This window comes from Palleronia sp. LCG004, assembly GCF_032931615.1.
Lineage (GTDB): Bacteria > Pseudomonadota > Alphaproteobacteria > Rhodobacterales > Rhodobacteraceae > Palleronia.
Genome location: NZ_CP136760.1, coordinates 296,439 through 312,000, shown reverse-complemented (window position 1 = coordinate 312,000; position 15,562 = coordinate 296,439). Strand labels below are relative to the sequence as shown.

Annotated in this window: 18 protein-coding genes and 1 riboswitch; of the genes, 7 read left to right on the top strand and 11 right to left on the bottom strand. The window is 65.5% G+C overall.

Annotated elements, in window-relative coordinates:
* Positions 1-54: 54 nt before the first annotated feature.
* A riboswitch (TPP riboswitch) is annotated at positions 55-154 on the bottom strand.
* Between the two features lie 135 nt (positions 155-289).
* The gene (locus RVY76_RS15920) at positions 290-1,759 is read left to right on the top strand and encodes an aldehyde dehydrogenase family protein (RefSeq protein WP_317376879.1); all 1,470 of its coding nucleotides are present in this window, start codon (positions 290-292) and stop codon (positions 1,757-1,759) included.
* A gap of 55 nt (positions 1,760-1,814) precedes the next feature.
* On the opposite strand, the gene RVY76_RS15915 is transcribed toward RVY76_RS15920, so the two are convergent.
* From RVY76_RS15915 to hmgA, 11 genes are all read right to left on the bottom strand, one after another.
* Positions 1,815-2,621: a CoA ester lyase gene (locus RVY76_RS15915; RefSeq protein WP_317376878.1), complete on the bottom strand. Its 807-nt coding sequence runs from the start codon at positions 2,619-2,621 to the stop codon at positions 1,815-1,817.
* Positions 2,622-2,693: 72 nt separating this feature from the next.
* A complete protein-coding gene (locus RVY76_RS15910) occupies positions 2,694-3,149 on the bottom strand; it encodes a type II toxin-antitoxin system VapC family toxin (RefSeq protein ID WP_317376877.1) in 456 nt (151 codons plus the stop codon).
* Positions 3,146-3,382 (bottom strand): FitA-like ribbon-helix-helix domain-containing protein, encoded by a 237-nt coding sequence (locus RVY76_RS15905; protein ID WP_317376876.1) that lies wholly within the window; start codon positions 3,380-3,382, stop codon positions 3,146-3,148. The genes RVY76_RS15910 and RVY76_RS15905 overlap by 4 nt, the downstream gene beginning before the upstream one ends.
* 74 nt (positions 3,383-3,456) lie before the next feature.
* Complete coding sequence (locus tag RVY76_RS15900) at positions 3,457-4,557, bottom strand: sn-glycerol-3-phosphate ABC transporter ATP-binding protein UgpC (RefSeq protein WP_317376875.1); 1,101 nt, start codon at positions 4,555-4,557, stop codon at positions 3,457-3,459.
* 12 nt (positions 4,558-4,569) lie between these two features.
* Positions 4,570-5,394, bottom strand: coding sequence for a carbohydrate ABC transporter permease (locus RVY76_RS15895; protein WP_317376874.1), 825 nt, complete (start codon positions 5,392-5,394; stop codon positions 4,570-4,572).
* Positions 5,391-6,308, bottom strand: coding sequence for a sugar ABC transporter permease (locus RVY76_RS15890; protein ID WP_317377191.1), 918 nt, complete (start codon positions 6,306-6,308; stop codon positions 5,391-5,393). Before RVY76_RS15890 ends, RVY76_RS15895 begins: the two co-directional genes overlap by 4 nt.
* Before the next feature lie 5 nt (positions 6,309-6,313).
* Complete coding sequence (locus tag RVY76_RS15885) at positions 6,314-7,585, bottom strand: sugar ABC transporter substrate-binding protein (protein WP_317376873.1); 1,272 nt, start codon at positions 7,583-7,585, stop codon at positions 6,314-6,316.
* A gap of 33 nt (positions 7,586-7,618) precedes the next feature.
* Complete coding sequence (locus RVY76_RS15880; protein ID WP_317376872.1) at positions 7,619-8,779, bottom strand: PLP-dependent transferase; 1,161 nt, start codon at positions 8,777-8,779, stop codon at positions 7,619-7,621.
* Complete coding sequence (locus RVY76_RS15875; protein ID WP_317376871.1) at positions 8,772-9,503, bottom strand: FadR/GntR family transcriptional regulator; 732 nt, start codon at positions 9,501-9,503, stop codon at positions 8,772-8,774. The genes RVY76_RS15880 and RVY76_RS15875 overlap by 8 nt, the downstream gene beginning before the upstream one ends.
* Before the next feature lie 122 nt (positions 9,504-9,625).
* Positions 9,626-10,639 carry a fumarylacetoacetate hydrolase family protein gene (locus RVY76_RS15870; RefSeq protein ID WP_317376870.1) on the bottom strand — a complete coding sequence of 338 codons (1,014 nt, stop codon included), beginning with the start codon at positions 10,637-10,639 and terminating at the stop codon, positions 9,626-9,628.
* A gap of 16 nt (positions 10,640-10,655) precedes the next feature.
* Positions 10,656-12,014: a homogentisate 1,2-dioxygenase gene (hmgA, locus tag RVY76_RS15865; RefSeq protein ID WP_317376869.1), complete on the bottom strand. Its 1,359-nt coding sequence runs from the start codon at positions 12,012-12,014 to the stop codon at positions 10,656-10,658.
* 80 nt (positions 12,015-12,094) lie between these two features.
* Here hmgA and RVY76_RS15860 point away from each other — a divergent pair, with 80 nt between their 5' ends.
* The 6 genes from RVY76_RS15860 to queF all read left to right on the top strand — a co-directional run bounded on the left by RVY76_RS15860 (position 12,095) and on the right by queF (position 15,536).
* On the top strand, positions 12,095-12,532 hold the full coding sequence (locus RVY76_RS15860; protein WP_317376868.1) for a MarR family winged helix-turn-helix transcriptional regulator: 438 nt from the start codon (positions 12,095-12,097) through the stop codon (positions 12,530-12,532).
* Between the two features lie 103 nt (positions 12,533-12,635).
* The gene (locus RVY76_RS15855; RefSeq protein ID WP_317376867.1) at positions 12,636-13,211 is read left to right on the top strand and encodes a TetR/AcrR family transcriptional regulator; all 576 of its coding nucleotides are present in this window, start codon (positions 12,636-12,638) and stop codon (positions 13,209-13,211) included.
* Between the two features lie 87 nt (positions 13,212-13,298).
* Positions 13,299-13,994 (top strand): 7-cyano-7-deazaguanine synthase QueC, encoded by a 696-nt coding sequence (gene queC / locus RVY76_RS15850; RefSeq protein WP_317376866.1) that lies wholly within the window; start codon positions 13,299-13,301, stop codon positions 13,992-13,994.
* Positions 13,991-14,347, top strand: a complete 357-nt coding sequence (locus RVY76_RS15845; RefSeq protein WP_317376865.1) for a 6-pyruvoyl tetrahydropterin synthase family protein — start codon at positions 13,991-13,993, stop codon at positions 14,345-14,347. Before queC ends, RVY76_RS15845 begins: the two co-directional genes overlap by 4 nt.
* Positions 14,344-15,051, top strand: coding sequence for a 7-carboxy-7-deazaguanine synthase QueE (gene queE / locus RVY76_RS15840; RefSeq protein ID WP_317376864.1), 708 nt, complete (start codon positions 14,344-14,346; stop codon positions 15,049-15,051). The genes RVY76_RS15845 and queE overlap by 4 nt, the downstream gene beginning before the upstream one ends.
* Before the next feature lie 20 nt (positions 15,052-15,071).
* On the top strand, positions 15,072-15,536 hold the full coding sequence (gene queF / locus RVY76_RS15835) for a preQ(1) synthase (RefSeq protein WP_317376863.1): 465 nt from the start codon (positions 15,072-15,074) through the stop codon (positions 15,534-15,536).
* Positions 15,537-15,562: the final 26 nt, after the last annotated feature.

Below are 15,562 nucleotides of genomic sequence, written 5' to 3'. Positions count from 1 at the left end.
GTCATCTCCCGCGTCTGGCGGCGGAAGATGCGCGGCGGTCCCCCGGATCGGGACCGCGTTCGCGTTGCAACTTCCTCCGCCGGCATGATCCGGATCAGGTTCCAAGGGTGCGTCTCAACCCGGCCCTGTCGGCCGGATGCCCCTGTCGCGGGATCGAGCGTTCCATGCCGGCGGGAAGGTGTCAACAGGGACGCGCGGGAACGCCCGGGGACTGGCATGCCGGCGCCCTTCGGGCTATTGCCGGGCGCGCATGCGCGGGGGAGATCCGCCAATCCGAAGGAGAAACCGCATGAAGGACGTCGTGAACCTTTCGAAGCTCGCTCTTCCCGAGCCTCTGAACCTGATCGGGGGGGAATGGGTTCCGGCCCGGTCGGGGGGCGAGATGGATGTCGTGTCGCCGATCGACGGGGAGGTCTTCGCGCGGATCGCCGACAGCGATGCGGCGGATGTGGATGCGGCGGTGCAGGCGGCGCGGGCGGCGTTCGAGGGGGGCGCGTGGTCGGAGCTGACGGCGGCCGAGCGGGGACGGCTGATGATCCGGCTGTCGGAGAGGATCCTCGAGCATGCCGAGGATCTCGCGCAGCTCGAGACGCGCGACAACGGCAAGCCCATCGCGCAGGCGCGCGCCGACATGAAGGTGACGGCGCGCTATTTCGAGTATTACGGCGGCGCGGCCGACAAGGTGCATGGCGAGGTCATCCCCTTCCAGAAGGGCTACAACGTCGAGGTGCATCGCGAGCCGCACGGCGTGACGGGCCACATCATCCCGTGGAACTATCCCGCGCAGATGTTCGGCCGCTCGGTCGCGCCGGCGATCGCGATGGGCAATGCCGCGGTTCTGAAGCCCGCGGAGGATGCGTGCCTGACCGCGCTCGCCATCGGGCGGATGGCGACCGATCTGGGCTTTCCGCCGGGGGCGATCAACATCGTGACGGGCCGGGGGGCGCGTGCGGGACAGGCGCTGGCCGATCATCCCGGCATCGACTTCATCTCGTTCACGGGGTCTCCGGAAGTGGGTCAGATGATCCAGCAGGCGGCGGCGCGGAACTTCATCGGCTGCACGCTGGAGCTCGGGGGCAAGTCGCCGCAGATCGTGTTCGAGGATGCCGATCTCGACGCGGCGCTGCCGGTGCTGGTCAACGCGGTGATCCAGAACGGCGGGCAGACCTGCTCGGCGGGCACGCGGGTGCTGGTCCAGCGGGGCATCTTCGACGCGGTGGGCGCGCGGCTCGCGGAGCGGTTCGGGGAGGTCGAGGCGGAGGCGTCGGACCATGACGGGGCGACGCTGGGGCCGCTGATCTCGGCGAAGCAGAAGAAGCGGGTCGAGACCTACATCGCCGAGGCCGACGCGCCGCTGATGGCGCGCGGGCGGATCGGGGAGGGCGCGCCCGACGGCGGGTTCTACGTGGCCCCGGCGGTCTTCGGGCCGTGCGATCCGAAGGCGCGGATCGCGCAGGAGGAAGTGTTCGGGCCGGTGGTCTGCATGATCCCGTTCGAGGACGAGGCGGAGGCCATCGCGATCGCGAACGGCACCGAATACGGCCTTGTCGCGGCGGTCTGGACGCGCGACGGCGGGCGTCAGCAGCGGGTCGCCAAGGCCATGCGCTGCGGCCAGGTCTTCATCAACGGCTACGGCGCGGGCGGCGGGGTCGAGCTGCCCTTCGGCGGCATCCGCAAGTCCGGACACGGCCGCGAGAAGGGCTTCGCAGCCCTCCTCGAATTCTCCACCATCAAGACAATCGTCAATAACCACGGGTGACTGGATGGCGGACCCTGCGTATGCGGGGTCCGGCAGAAGTGGTTCGTGCGTGCGGTCAGCGCACCCGGTCCGCGCGGGCGAGGATCTGGCGTGCCCGCGCGACGACCGGCGCGTCGATCATCTCTCCGTCGAGCTTGACGGCATCGGTCGATTTTTCGGCCGCGGCGACGACGCGGTGGGCCCAGTCGCGCTCGGCCCCGCTGGGGGCCATGGCGGCGCGGGCCGGCGCGATCTGCGCGGGATGGATCAGCATCTTGCCGCCGAATCCCATCATCGTGCCATGACGGCAATCGTCGGCGACGGCCTCGGCATCGCCGGTTGCGATCGTCACGCCGTCCCATGGCGGGACGAGCCCCGCGAGCCGCGAGGCCATGACCACTGCCGAGCGCGCGAAGGCCAGCGCCTGCCGGTCATGGGCGATTCCGAGATCGGCGGCGAGGTCGATGGAGCCGAAGGCGAGCCTGCGACAGGCCCCGGCCACGTCATGCGCGTGGTGCACCCCGAGCGCCGATTCGATGATCCCGATGACCGGCTTGCCCGTCCGCCGCGTGACTTCGGCGCAGATGCCGCGATCGGATGCCTTGGGCACGACGATCGCGGCCACCGGCAGAACCGAGGCCGCGCTGACATCCTCGTCGAAGAAGGGGGTGTCGCCACCGTTGATCCTGAGCAGGACCGGCACGGGCGGCGTGTCGGGCAACGCCCCCTTCAGCCCTGCGCGGGCACCGGGCTTCTCCGCCTCGGAGACGGCGTCCTCGAGGTCGAGGATCACGGCATCCGCACCGGAATTCAGGGCCTTGTCGAGCCGATCGAGCCGGGCGGCCGGCAGGAAAAGGGGCAGGGCGATCTCGTCGAGCGTCATGGTGGTGTCCTCCCTTCGAGGAAGACTATCCGCGCGATCGGTTGCGGACCACGCGAAATCCGCAGGTACGGATCAGAAGCTGCCGCCCGAAGGGCGGGTTCGCTCGACATCCGCGAGCGTCAGGATGCGAGCGGCATGATCGGTCGATCCGAGCGCCCGGGCGAAGCGCAGATCGGCCGTGACGAGCCGCCGGTCCATCCGTTCGGCCAGCGCGAGGTAGACGCAATCGTAGATCGGGTGGCCGAGATCGAGCGCCAGGTCGAGCGCGCGGCGTTCGAGCGCATCGTCGGGATCGGCAATGGCCACGGGGGCCTCTTGGAAGAAGGCGAAGAGATCGCGTGCTTCGGCTGGTGCGATCGCCTGTCGCGCCGCGAGGGTCCGCAACACGTTGCCGACCTCGATCCTGAGAAGGGCGGGCGCCGCCAGATCCGCATCGCGCAGCGACAACGCGGTATCGCTTCCATCCTCGTCGATCAGCCATTTGATCGCGACGGAGGCGTCGATAACCAGCCCGCCGGCGAGGCTCATTCCGTGCGGTCGCGGTCGGCGCGGATCAGGTCGGTGGTGACAGGCCCGGCCGCGCCGAGCTTTACCCGCCGCGTGCGGGCACGGTCGAAGAAATCGATGCCGCCGGGACGGCCGAGCGCCTCTTCGAGAATGCGCCGATGCTCGGCCTCGGCCGAACGGCCGGATGCCGTCGCACGGGCCTTGAGGGCGGCGGCGATGCTGTCGTCGATGTTGCGGACGGTCAATTGAGCCATGGAACCTCTCCCCGAAAGCGGAATGCCATCAAAATGACATCACTCCGCAGCCGGATCAAGCCCTCTGCCGGAAATCAGGCGAGCCGTCGGCCGGATTCCGTGTCGAAGAGGTTGATCTCGTCCAGATCCACGACGAAGGGGACAGACCTTTCGGGCGAAAGGCGCGCATTGGGCCGGAAGACGCGGGAAGTCACCTCGGCATCGCCCATCTCGAGGAAAATCAGCGCCTCGCCACCCAGCGGCTCGACGAGCGTGATGTCGGCCTCGAAGCCGAACGGACGTTTCAATGGTCCGGCCATCCGTTCGGGTGCGAGCGCCTCGGGACGCAGGCCGAGGCGCACCGCGCGGTCTGGCGCGAGATCGGCGAACTGACCCTCGCCGATCGGCAGGCGCGGCCCGCCGGGGATCTCGACCGCGCGGCCGTCTCCCTCGCGCACGATCCGCGCGTCGAGAAGGTTCATGGGCGGGCTGCCGATGAAGCCCGCGACGAAATCGGACGCGGGGGCGTGATAGACCTCGTCCGGGGTGCCGACCTGTTCGATGCGGCCGTCGCGCATCACGACGATCCGGTCGGCCAGGGTCATCGCCTCGACCTGATCGTGGGTGACGTAAATGACGGTATTGCGGACCTTTTCGTGAAGCTTGCGGATCTCGGTGCGCATCTGGCCCCGCAGCTTGGCGTCGAGGTTGGAGAGCGGTTCGTCGAAGAGGAAGACCGCCGGATCGCGCACGATGGCGCGGCCCATCGCGACGCGTTGCCGCTGACCGCCCGAGAGCGCGGCGGGCTTGCGCGACAGGAAGCCCTCGATCCCGAGAAGGCGCGAGGCGCGGCTGACCTTCTCCTCGATCTCGGATTTCGGCCGCTTGGCGATCTTGAGCCCGAAGCCCTGATTGTCGCGCACGTTCATGTGCGGATAGAGCGCGTAGTTCTGGAACACCATCGAGATGTCGCGGGCCCGTGGCGGCAGATCGTTGACGACGCGGTCGCCGATGCGGATCTCGCCGCCGGAAATGTCCTCCAGCCCCGCGATCATGCGCAACGTGGTGGACTTGCCGCAGCCCGAGGGACCGACGAAGACGACGAATTCCTCGTCCGCGATCTCGAGGTTGAAATCCTGAACCGCCTCGACCTTGCCGTAGCGCTTGACGACGTGCTTGAGCGAAACCTCGGCCATGTCCGGCCCTCCTCAGCCCTTGATCGCGCCGGCGGTGAGGCCGCCCACGAGATATTTCTGGATTGCCGTGAAGAAGATCGCCGGCGGGATGAGCGCAAGCGTCGCGGCCGCCATCATCTGCCCCCAATCGACGCCGGAGCGTCCGACGAAGCCCAGAAGACCCACGGCGAAGGTCTTCTTGGCCTCGGAGCTGATGAGCATGAGAGAAAAGAGAAGCTCGGACCATGCGGCGGTGAAGACGAAGCCCAGCGTCGCGCCGACGCCCGGCAGCATCAGCGGCAGGATGATGCGGATCAGTGCCTGGAACCGCGTGCAGCCGTCGATCATCGCCGCCTGTTCGAGTTCGCCCGGGATGCCCTCGAAGAAGGAATGCATGAGGAAGGCCGCGAAGGGCAGGTTAAAGGCGGTGAAGACGACGATCAGCCCGATCCGCGTGTCGATGAGACCCAAGGGGGCCAGAAGCTGGTAGAGCGGCGTGATCACCATCACGATCGGGAAGAGCTGCGTGATGACGAGGAACACCATCAGGGGCGTCTTGCCGCGAAAGCGGAACCGCGAGAAGGCATAGCCGATGCCGGTTGCGAGGACCGTGACGATGGCGGCCGTGCCGAGCGAGACGATGACGGTGTTGAGGAAATAGGTCGGGAAGGGGCTTTCCTCGATTACGAAGCGGAAATTCTCGAACGTCGTGACCGAGGGCCAGAGCGTCGTGCCCTCGCGATAGAGGATCTGGTCGGGCGTCAGCGCGATCCTGAGCAGCCAGAACAGCGGAAAGAGCGCAAAGACCAGATAGGCGAGACGGACGAGCCAGAGAGAGGCGCTTGCGACGATCTTCATTGTCCGAGCCTCCCCCGGACCCAGAGAAGCAGGATCGAGTAGATCACGAGCATCACCATCAGGACTGAGGCCAGCGCCGAGGCGTAGCCGAAATTCATCGAGCTGTAGGCCGAGGTGAACACGTAGTTCGGCAGCGTCTGCGACATGCCCGCGGGCCCCCCTTCGGTCATGACGAAGATCAGTTCCGGCGAGTTCGCGACCCAGACTGTCCTGAGCAGGATCGTGATCGTCATCATCGGCAGCAGGAACGGCACGGTCACGTAGCGGAAGGATTGCCACGCGCTCGCCCCGTCGATGGAGGCGGCCTCGTAGAGGTCCGACGGTACCGAGCGCAGCGCGGCCAGCAGCGTGATCGCGAAGAACGGCACGCCCCACCAGATCATCGCTGTGATCGGACCGTAGAGCGCGAGATCCGGATCGGAGAGGATATTACGGGGCGCATCGAGGATGCCGACGAAGGCCAGCCACGAAGGCAGGGGGCTCACGATCGGATTGAAGAGCCATTGCCAGTTGAGACCCGACAGGAAGGTCGGCACCGCCCATGGCAGGAAGACGAGCGACTGGAAGACCGGACGGCCCCAGAATGGCTTGTCGAGGATCAGCGCGAGGCCGAGACCGAGGCCGATCTGGAAGAGGACGGACCAGAATGTCCACTTCACCGTGTTGCCGAGCGCGTGCCAGAAGGTGCGGTCGGTCCAGAGCTCGACGTAGTTCTCGAGCCCGCTCCACCCGCGGGAGGCGGGGCGGAAGATCACGTAGTTCTGGAAGCTGAAGGAGACCCCCACGACGAGCGGCACCAGCATAACCAGCGCCACGATGGCGATGCCGGGCGCAAGATAGAAGTAGGGCTCGGCGGAACGCATCCGCCGGGCCCTGTGCGGCGAGCGCCCCGAGCGGGACGGGTCGGTCGCCATGATGCTCACTGGTTTTCCGCCATCCAGCGCTGCTGCGCCTCGGTCAGGAACTCGTCCCAGGTCTGGCCCAGCTCTTCGGCGGACATCTGGCCCAGAAGCGCGGCCTGGCTCGTCTCGACGGCGATGACGTCGAAGAATTCGCCGAGTTCGGGAAGATAGGCCGGCCATGGCACGAGATTGTACTGATCGCTGTCGAGTTCCTCGAAGAAGCCCGCATAGACGGGATCGTTGAAGTACTCGTCATCCTCGGGGATCTCGACGGCGGGAACGATGCCGATGAACTTGGCCCATTCGAGATTGGCCTCCGGCTCCATCAGGCGGCCGATGAAATCCTTGGCAAGGTCGGGGTTCTCGGAGCTTGCTGGGACCGACCAGCCGAACATGCCGATCGGGGGCGAGATCTTGCCCGGAGGGCCGAGCGGGACCGGAGCGGTGGCGAATTCGTCGTCGCCTAACCGCTCGCGCACCTGGATGAGCGCGTCGGGGTCCTGATCCATGAAGGCACAGGTGCCGGAATAGAAGCCCGAGACCTGTTCGTTGAAGCCCCAGTTCACCGAATCCCGCGGTGCCGCTCCGTCTTCGTAGAGGTCGAGCATCATCTGGATGCCCTCGATCGCCTCGGGGGAGGCGAAGACGCTGGTGCCGTCCTCGTTGAACCAGCTCTCGGCACCGGTCATTCCGGACACTGCCAGCCACCAGCCCACGAAACCGCCCGTCGATCCGCGAAGGCAATAGCCGTACTTGCCCTCGATCTCGGATACGGCGCGGGAGATCTCCGCGAACTCTTCCCACGTTTCCGGCGGAGCGTCGTAGCCCGCCTGAGAGAGCAGGTCGCGGTTGTAGTACATCGCGCGGACGAAATAGCCGTAGGGCAGGAAATAGGCGGTATCGTCGTAGATGCGGGCGAAATCCATCGTCGCCTCGGTCATCTGGTCCGCGCCCTGCCATTCGTCGAGCCAGGGGCCGAGGTCGGTCAGGAGGTCGTTGACGGCAAGGGTGGAGATCCAACGCTCGGGCATTTCGAGCACGTCGATCTGCTGGCCCGACATCGTCATGGTCAGGATCTGTTCGAAGGCGGAATCCCAGGGGACCGACACCAGCTCGACATCGACGCCCTCATGGGCGGCCTCGAACTCGGAGGCGATCTGCTCCATCAGGCCGGTGCGTTCGTTGGTGGTCAGAACCTCCACCACGCGCAGCGTCTGGGCGTTTGCCATGCCGCCCCAGGCGGCGAGTGCGGCGGCGGCCGCGATGCTCATTCCTTGGATTGTCTTCATCTCTCAACTCCCTGTTGCAGAACGTTTTTGTAGTTATTCACATTGATCGAGGGCGGCTTCGATATCGCGCCAGATATCTTCGGGATCCTCCAGTCCGACATGCAACCGGACGAGATCGTCAGGCACGCCGAAGACCTGGAACGGGTTGGTGAGGCCAGGCTGGATAAGACCCAGTTGCGCCGGAAAGGCGAGGCTTTCGTGGCCGCCCCAACTCACGCCCAGTCGGACGAGCTTCAACGCATCGCAGAAGCGCCGCGCGGCAGGTGCGCCACCCTTGAGGCGGAACGCGAAGAGCCCAGAGAAGCCCGACAGCGTCGTCTCGTTGCGTGTCTCAAGCCCCGGATGGCGCGTTTCGGAAACCGCAGGGTGATCCTTCAAGCGTCGGGCGACCGACAGGCCCGAGCGATGGTGCTGGCGCATTCGCATCGGAAGGGTTCGCATCCCACGCAGGAGAAGCCATGCGTCAAAAGGAGAAAGCTTAGCCCCCAGGCTGGGATAGGCGACGCGGTTGATCTCGGATATGAGGTCCGCACGGCCGCAGACGATGCCCGCCACGGTGTCGGAATGCCCCGAAAGGTATTTCGATGCCGAATGGATCACGAGATCCACGCCATGCTCGATCGGGCGCTGGAAGGTCGGGCTTGCCCACGAATTGTCGATGACGCTGATCGCCCCGGCATAGTTTGCGATCGCTGCAAGGCGCGGCAGGTCGAGTACGTCGAAGGTGATGCTGGTCGGGCTTTCGAGATAGAGCATCCGTGCGCCCGTCATGGCCTCGGCCACCGCATCGAGATCGGTGCCCTCGACGAAGACCGCCTCGATCCCCATTCGCGCCATCAGCCCGGTCATGATGCGATAGGTGTCAGGATAGACGTTGCGCACGCAGACGACCTTGTCGCCTGACTTGAGCAGGCCGAGGAGCGTGGCCGAGATCGCACCCATGCCGCTGGCGAAGCCGCGCGACTCCTCCGCACGTTCGAGACGGGCGACCTTCTCCTCGAAGGCTCGGACGGTCGGGTTCAGGCCGCGGGTATAGATCGCATGGCGTTCGGGCGCGCGGAACGCCGTCTCGAAGGCGTCGACACTCTCGAATGTGAAGAGGCTCGTCTGCACGATGGGCGGCACGGCCGGTCCGCCGCCTGTATCGTCGGTAACGATGGTTGCGAAATCGTCGGGGATCACTGGATCAGGCATCGTCACGAAGGGTCGTCTCCACGAAGTCGAGAATGCGGGTTACGGCCGCGACGGCCGCGTCGGGATCACGCGCGGCGATCGCCTCGTAAAGCGCGCGGTGGTCGGGCTGGGAATGATCGACGAAGGGCGTCATCACGAAGGGGTTGTCGGCGGAGGCGTTGAAGTTCTCGACGACTTTGACGTAGAGTTGACGAAATACCTGCAAATACAATGGATTGCCGCTCGCAACGTAGAGGGCTTCGTGGAAGGCATCGTCTTCCTTGTTGGCAAATCCCTGCACGGAATAGGCAGTCTCCATCGCCTCGAGCGCGACGCGCAGCCGGTCGATATCCTCTACCGATCCGCGCAGCACGGCGAGACGCGCGGCATCCGTCTCGATCACGCGCCGAAGCTCCAGCAGGTGGAACACCGCGCGCTTCTCAAGCTGGATGGTGACGGGCATATGCACCGAAGCCGCGCCGATCTCCTGCGCGAGGTAGGTGCCGCTGCCCTTGCGGATGTCGATCAGCCCCATCGCCTGCCAGGATTGCAGCGCCTCGCGGATCGTGGGTCGGCTGACGCCGAGCTGCGCCGCGAGCGTGCGTTCGGTGGGAAGCTTGTCGCCGGCACCAAGATCCGCCGCCTCGATATAAGCCGTCAGCGCCCTCAGGATCCGGATCCGGGATCCGTCCTGGGAAAGCGGGCGCAGGGTAATCGCAGCGCTTGGATCGGGGTGGGCCGTCATCCGGTCTCCGTCAATTCGGTCGGCTCTCAGCTTTGCGGCGGGCGAAAAATCTGTCAAGTGGTCTTACCAAAATGGACGCGGATTTTCCCGAACTCCTTTTTTTATCGACGGACTTCGAGCGATCAGAGCGTTTCGAGCGTCTGATCGATCGCGCCGAAGATCGACCGCCCGAGGTCGTCATGCATCTCGATCCGCACGCGGTCGCCCCATCGAAGGAAGGGCGTCGAAGGCGCACCATGCGCGATCGTCTCGATCATGCGGATCTCGGCGATGCAGGAATAGCCGCGTCCGCCCTCGGCCACCGGACGTCCGGGCCCTCCGTCGGGATCGCGGTTCGATACGGTGCCGGACCCGACGATCGTCCCGGCTCCGAGCGCACGGCTGCGGGCGGCGTGTTCGATCAGGCGGCCGAAATCGAAGGTCATGTCGATCCCGGCATCGGCGCGGCCGAATGGGGTTCCGTTCAGATCGACACGCAGCGGCAGATGCAGCTTTCCATCCCGCCAGGCATCCCCGAGTGCATCGGGCGTTACGGCCACGGGGCTGAAGCTCGATGCCGGTTTCGATTGGAAGAAACCGAACCCCTTGGCAAGTTCGCCCGGGATGAGGCCGCGCAGCGACACGTCGTTGGCGAGCATGACGAGGCGGATGCGATCGCGTGCTGCATCCGCATCGATGCCCATCGGGCAATCGTCGAGCACGACCGCGATTTCTCCCTCCATGTCGACACCCCAATCGGGAACGGCAGCCGCGGGAAACCGGATCGGCGCGTGCGGCGGCACGAACCCGTCCGATCCGCCCTGATACATCAGCGGATCGGTCCAGAAACTTTCGGGCATTTCCGCCCCCCGGGCACGACGAACGAGGTCCACGTGATTGACATAGGCCGATCCGTCCGCCCACTGGTACGCCCTTGGGAGTGGCGAGAGACATGACGCCTGGTCAAAGGGTTGCGCGTCGATGTTGCCATCCTCGACGTCGTGGAAAAGGGCGCGGAGTTCGGGTTCCGCAGCCTCCCAATCGTCAAGCGCGGACTGAAGCGTCCGCGCGGGGGCGGGCGCACAGCGCGAGAGGTCGCGGGAGACCGCGACGAGCCGTCCGTCGCGTGTGCCGTCCGAAAGGGTGGCGAGCTTCATCCTGGAACCGAGACCGTTATTTCACGCCCGACGTACCGTCGAACTTCTTTTCGAGTCCGTCCCAGCATTCGACGTAACCGTCCTGAAGGGGAGCCTCGTGCGCCGCGAATTCCGTGAGATGCTGTGGAAACCGCGTCTCGAACATGAAGGACATGGTGTTCTCGAGCTTCTGCGGTTTCAGATCCGCATTCGACGCCTTTTCGAAGGCCTCGCGATCGGGGCCATGGGGCAACATGCAATTGTGCAGGCTCATGCCGCCCGGTACGAAGCCTTGAGGTTTCGCATCGTATTGTCCGTGGATATTTCCCATCAGTTCGGACATGACGTTCTTGTGATACCAGGGCGGCCGGAACGTGTTTTCGGCCACGTTCCAGCGGTCGCGGAACAGCACGAAATCGATATTCGCGGTGCCTTCGATCCCGGACGGGGCCGTCAGCACGGTATAGATCGACGGGTCGGGATGGTCGAAAAGGATCGCACCCACGGGGCAAAAGGTGTTGAGGTCGTATTTCGCCGGCGCGTAGTTCCCGTGCCAGGCGACGACGTCGAGTGGCGAGTGCCCGATCTCGGAACGATGGAACTGGCCGCACCACTTGATGGTCATGGTCGAGGGTGCCTCGCGATCCTCGAAGGCCGCGACGGGCGTCTTGAAGTCGCGCCGGTTCGCGAGGCAGTTGGCCCCGATCGGGCCGCGATCCGGCAAGGCGAACGGCTGACCGTAATTTTCGCAGACGAAGCCCCTGGCGGGACCTTCTAGCACCTCGACGCGGTAGACGAGACCGCGCGGCAGGATCGCGATTTCCTGCGGAGAAAGGTCGATCATGCCAAGCTCGGTCGCGAAGCGCAGACGCCCTTCCTGCGGGACCACGAGGAGTTCGCCATCGGCGGAGTAGAAATACGCATCCTCCATCGAGCTGGTGACGAGATAGACATGCGAGGCCATGCCGGTCTGCGTGTTGACGTCGCCCGCGCTGGTCATCGTGCGCATTCCCGTCAGCCAATCGGTATCGACCGTCCCGTGCGGAACCGCGTCCCACCGATATTGCCCGAGCGAAGTCACGTCCTCGGGGATGTGCGGCGCGGTCTTCCAATAGGGCAGGTCGAAGCGCGCGTAGCGTCCCTGATGGCGGACGGACGGACGGATGCGGTAGCACCATGTCCGTTCGTTGCGGTGGCCCGGCGCGGTGAAGGCGGTGCCCGAAAGCTGCTCTCCGTAAAGGCCGTAGGCGACCTTCTGCGGTGAGTTCATGCCCCGCGGCAGCGCGCCCGGCAGCGCCTCGGTCTCGAAGTCGTTGCCGAAGCCCGGCATGTAGCCGTCCGCGACACCGGGCCCCTGTGCAGGCGGCGGCCCCGGCCGAGGTGCCCGATCTATCATCCTGTGTCCTCCGCGTCGTTGCGGTTCGTGGTAGAAGTTGCTTTTGTAACCAACAACCCTTTCCGTTCCCGGACCCGCAGATGGCCGATTTCGATCTTGGAACCTTCGTTCCCTACCTGCTGAACCAGGCCGCGGAGGAGACGGGGCAGGGTTTCGCGCGGATCTACAAGGCGCGCTACGGCATGCTGCGCACCGAATGGCGCGTCCTGTTCCATCTGGGCCGTTACGGGGACATGAGCGCAAGCGAGGTCGGGCGCCTCTCGAAGACCCACAAGACCAAGATCAGCCGTGCGGTCGCGGCGTTGGGGCGGAAGCGTTTCGTCGCGAAACGCGAAAGCGCCGAGGATCGCCGCCGCGAGATCCTGACCCTTTTGCCGCTCGGGCGGCGTGCATTCGAGGATCTGGTCGTCGTGGCCGAACGGCAGAACATGGCGATGCTAGAAAGTTTGTCTCAGGCGGAGCGCGAGATCCTCATCAAATGCCTCCGGAAGCTGGCGGGGTTCGGACCGACCGGTTAATGCAGGACAGCTTTCGAAAGGTCGCCGCGCAAACCCCCGATATCGCGCATCTTTAACGAGACAGACGATGAAATTCCGCGGAAGATCGACTAAGATGCCATCCATGTGCAATGAGGCACCTCTTCCCAAGGCCCTCGGGCGGCCGGCCGGCTTCGACAGGGAAGCCGTGCTCCAGATCGCCATGGATCTTCTCTGGGAGGGTGGGTTCGAAACCACGTCGGTGGGCGAGCTGATCGCTGCAATGGGCCTGAGCCGGTCGAGCTTCTACGCGGCATTCGGTTCGAAACGGGGCGCGATGCTGGCGGCACTCCAGCTCTATTCCGCGCGGTGCGACGCGCTTCTGCGGGAGATCGCCACGCGCGACGGGACGTTTCAAGACCGGCTTTCGCAGATGCTCCACGCGATCGCGATGGTGGACGACGCACGGGGCTGCTTCATGGTCAATTGCATCAGCGAGATGGCGCGCCACGATCCCGAGATCCGTAAGATAGCGGCCGAGCACAACGACGCACTCGAGCAGATTCTCGTGGAGGCTTTGCCCGAAGGTGACGGTGCGGCCGCACGGGCGAAGGCCCGTGCGCTCGTCGCGGCGGCCTATGGTGCGACGCTTCTGGTGGCGTCCGGCACCGATCGGGCGGCGATCCGCGAAATGCTGGACACCCTCGCCCGCGCCGCCTGAGCGCCCCCCTTGCATGGCCGGACCGGCGACGGTATGGCCCCCGCAACCGGTCGCAGCCTACCCGGTCATCAAAACAAGGGCCCCATAATGAAGACTCTCGTCATCTGCTCCGGCGGACTCGATTCCGTGTCGCTTGCCCATATCTCGGCGGCGACGGACGACCTCACACGCCTCGTCTCGTTCGATTACGGACAGCGGCACCGCAAGGAACTCGATTTCGCCGCCGCCGCCGCGACGCGGCTGGGCGTGCCCCATCATCTCATCGACATGCGCGGCATCGGCGCGGCACTGACAGGATCGGCGCTGACCGACGATCTCGATGTGCCAGACGGCCATTACGCCGAGGAGACGATGCGGATCACGGTGGTGCCGAACCGCAACGCGATCATGCTCAGCATCGCGTTCGGTATCGCGGCCGCGAATGGCGACGAGGGGGTGGCGACGGCCATCCACGGGGGCGATCATTTCATCTATCCCGATTGCCGTCCCGGCTTCGCCCGGGCCTTCGACGCCATGCAGCGCGCAGCACTCGAAGGCTATGCAGAGACGCGGCTGCTGACGCCTTTCGTCGACCGGACCAAGGCCGATATCGTGAGCGAGGGCGCGCGCCACGGCACGCCCTTTGCCGAGACATGGTCCTGCTACAAGGGCGGCGAGAAGCATTGCGGACGCTGCGGCACCTGCGTAGAGCGGCGCGAGGCCTTCCATCTCGCGGGCATCGAGGATCCGACGGATTACGCCGATCCGGAGTTCTGGGCGCAAGCCGTGAAGGCGCGGGGATGAGCTTTCGCATCCGCAAGGAATTCCACTTCTCCGCTTCGCACCGGCTGTCGCATCTGCCGGACGATCACCCTTGCGCGCGGCTTCACGGCCACAATTATGTCGTGGTGGTCGAGCTTTCGGCCGAGGCACCCGGGCCGGACGGGTTCGTTCGGGATTACCGCGAGCTGGCGGCTTTCAAGGACCATATCGACGAGACGCTCGATCACCGGCATCTCGACGACGTCCTGGACGTGCCCTCGACGGCCGAGAATCTGGCACGGCACCTCTTCGACTGGTGTGCGGCGCGTTGGCCCGAGACCTCCGCCGTGGCGGTGAGCGAGACGCCCAAGACCTGGGCGGAATATCGGCCATGAGCCTGAGGATCGCCGAAATCTTCGGCCCGACGATCCAGGGCGAGGGCGCGCTGATCGGCGAGCCCACGGTCTTCGTGCGCGCGGGCGGCTGCGATTATCGCTGCGCCTGGTGCGACAGCCTGCATGCGGTCGAGAGCCGCTATCGTCACGACTGGGCCGTGATGGAGACGGATGCCATATGGGACGAGGTCGTGCGCCTATCGGACAGGCGACCGCTGACCGTGTCGCTGAGTGGCGGCAACCCGGCCATCCAGGATTTCGGACCGCTTATCGCGCGGGGCCGGGCGGAGGGATACCGTTTCGCGTGCGAGACGCAGGGCTCCGTCGCGCGGCCGTGGTTCTCCGATCTGGACATGCTGGTCCTTTCGCCGAAACCCCCGTCGAGTGGCGAGCGCGTTGATTGGGATGCCTTTTCGGAATGCCTGTCGATGGGGCGTGATGCCGGTGGGATCGTGATGAAGATCGTGATCTTCGACCGCACCGACTACGACTGGGCGCGAGAAACCCATGCGCGGCACCCCGACTTGCCGCTCTATCTCCAGCCGGGCAATCCCGATAGCGATCCTGCGATGCCGGTCGATCCCGCAGCGCTGTCGGAGCGCCTCGCCTGGCTCACCGAAACCGCGATGGCCGATCGATGGTTCGCGCCGCGCATCCTGCCGCAGCTCCATGTCCTCATCTGGGGCAACAGGCGCGGCGTCTGATCCGAGAAGGAAGTGGGCGAATGTCCGACGATATCTACGCCAACCTCACGCAGCTGGGCGGTGCGACCCGGATCCCGGCCTCGCCCGAGGAGGCCGAACTCGAACGCGTGCCGAATCCGCAGGCCGATGTGAGCTACAACGTTCGATTCACGGCCCCCGAATTCACGTCGCTCTGCCCGATGACGGGGCAGCCCGATTTCGCGCATCTCGTCATCGACTACGTTCCGGGTGACTGGCTGATCGAATCGAAATCGCTGAAACTCTTTCTCACATCCTTCAGAAATCACGGGGCTTTCCACGAGGACTGTACGATCTCGATCGCGCGGCGGCTGGCGGAGTTCCTCGGGCCGCGATGGCTCAGGATCGGTGGCTACTGGTATCCGCGGGGCGGCATCCCGATCGATGTCTTCTGGCAGACCGGCTCCTGTCCCCAGGATGTCTGGGTGCCCGATCAGGGGGTGCCGCCCTATCGCGGCCGGGGCTGAGAGGCGGAGGAGCAACTTCCCTTTCG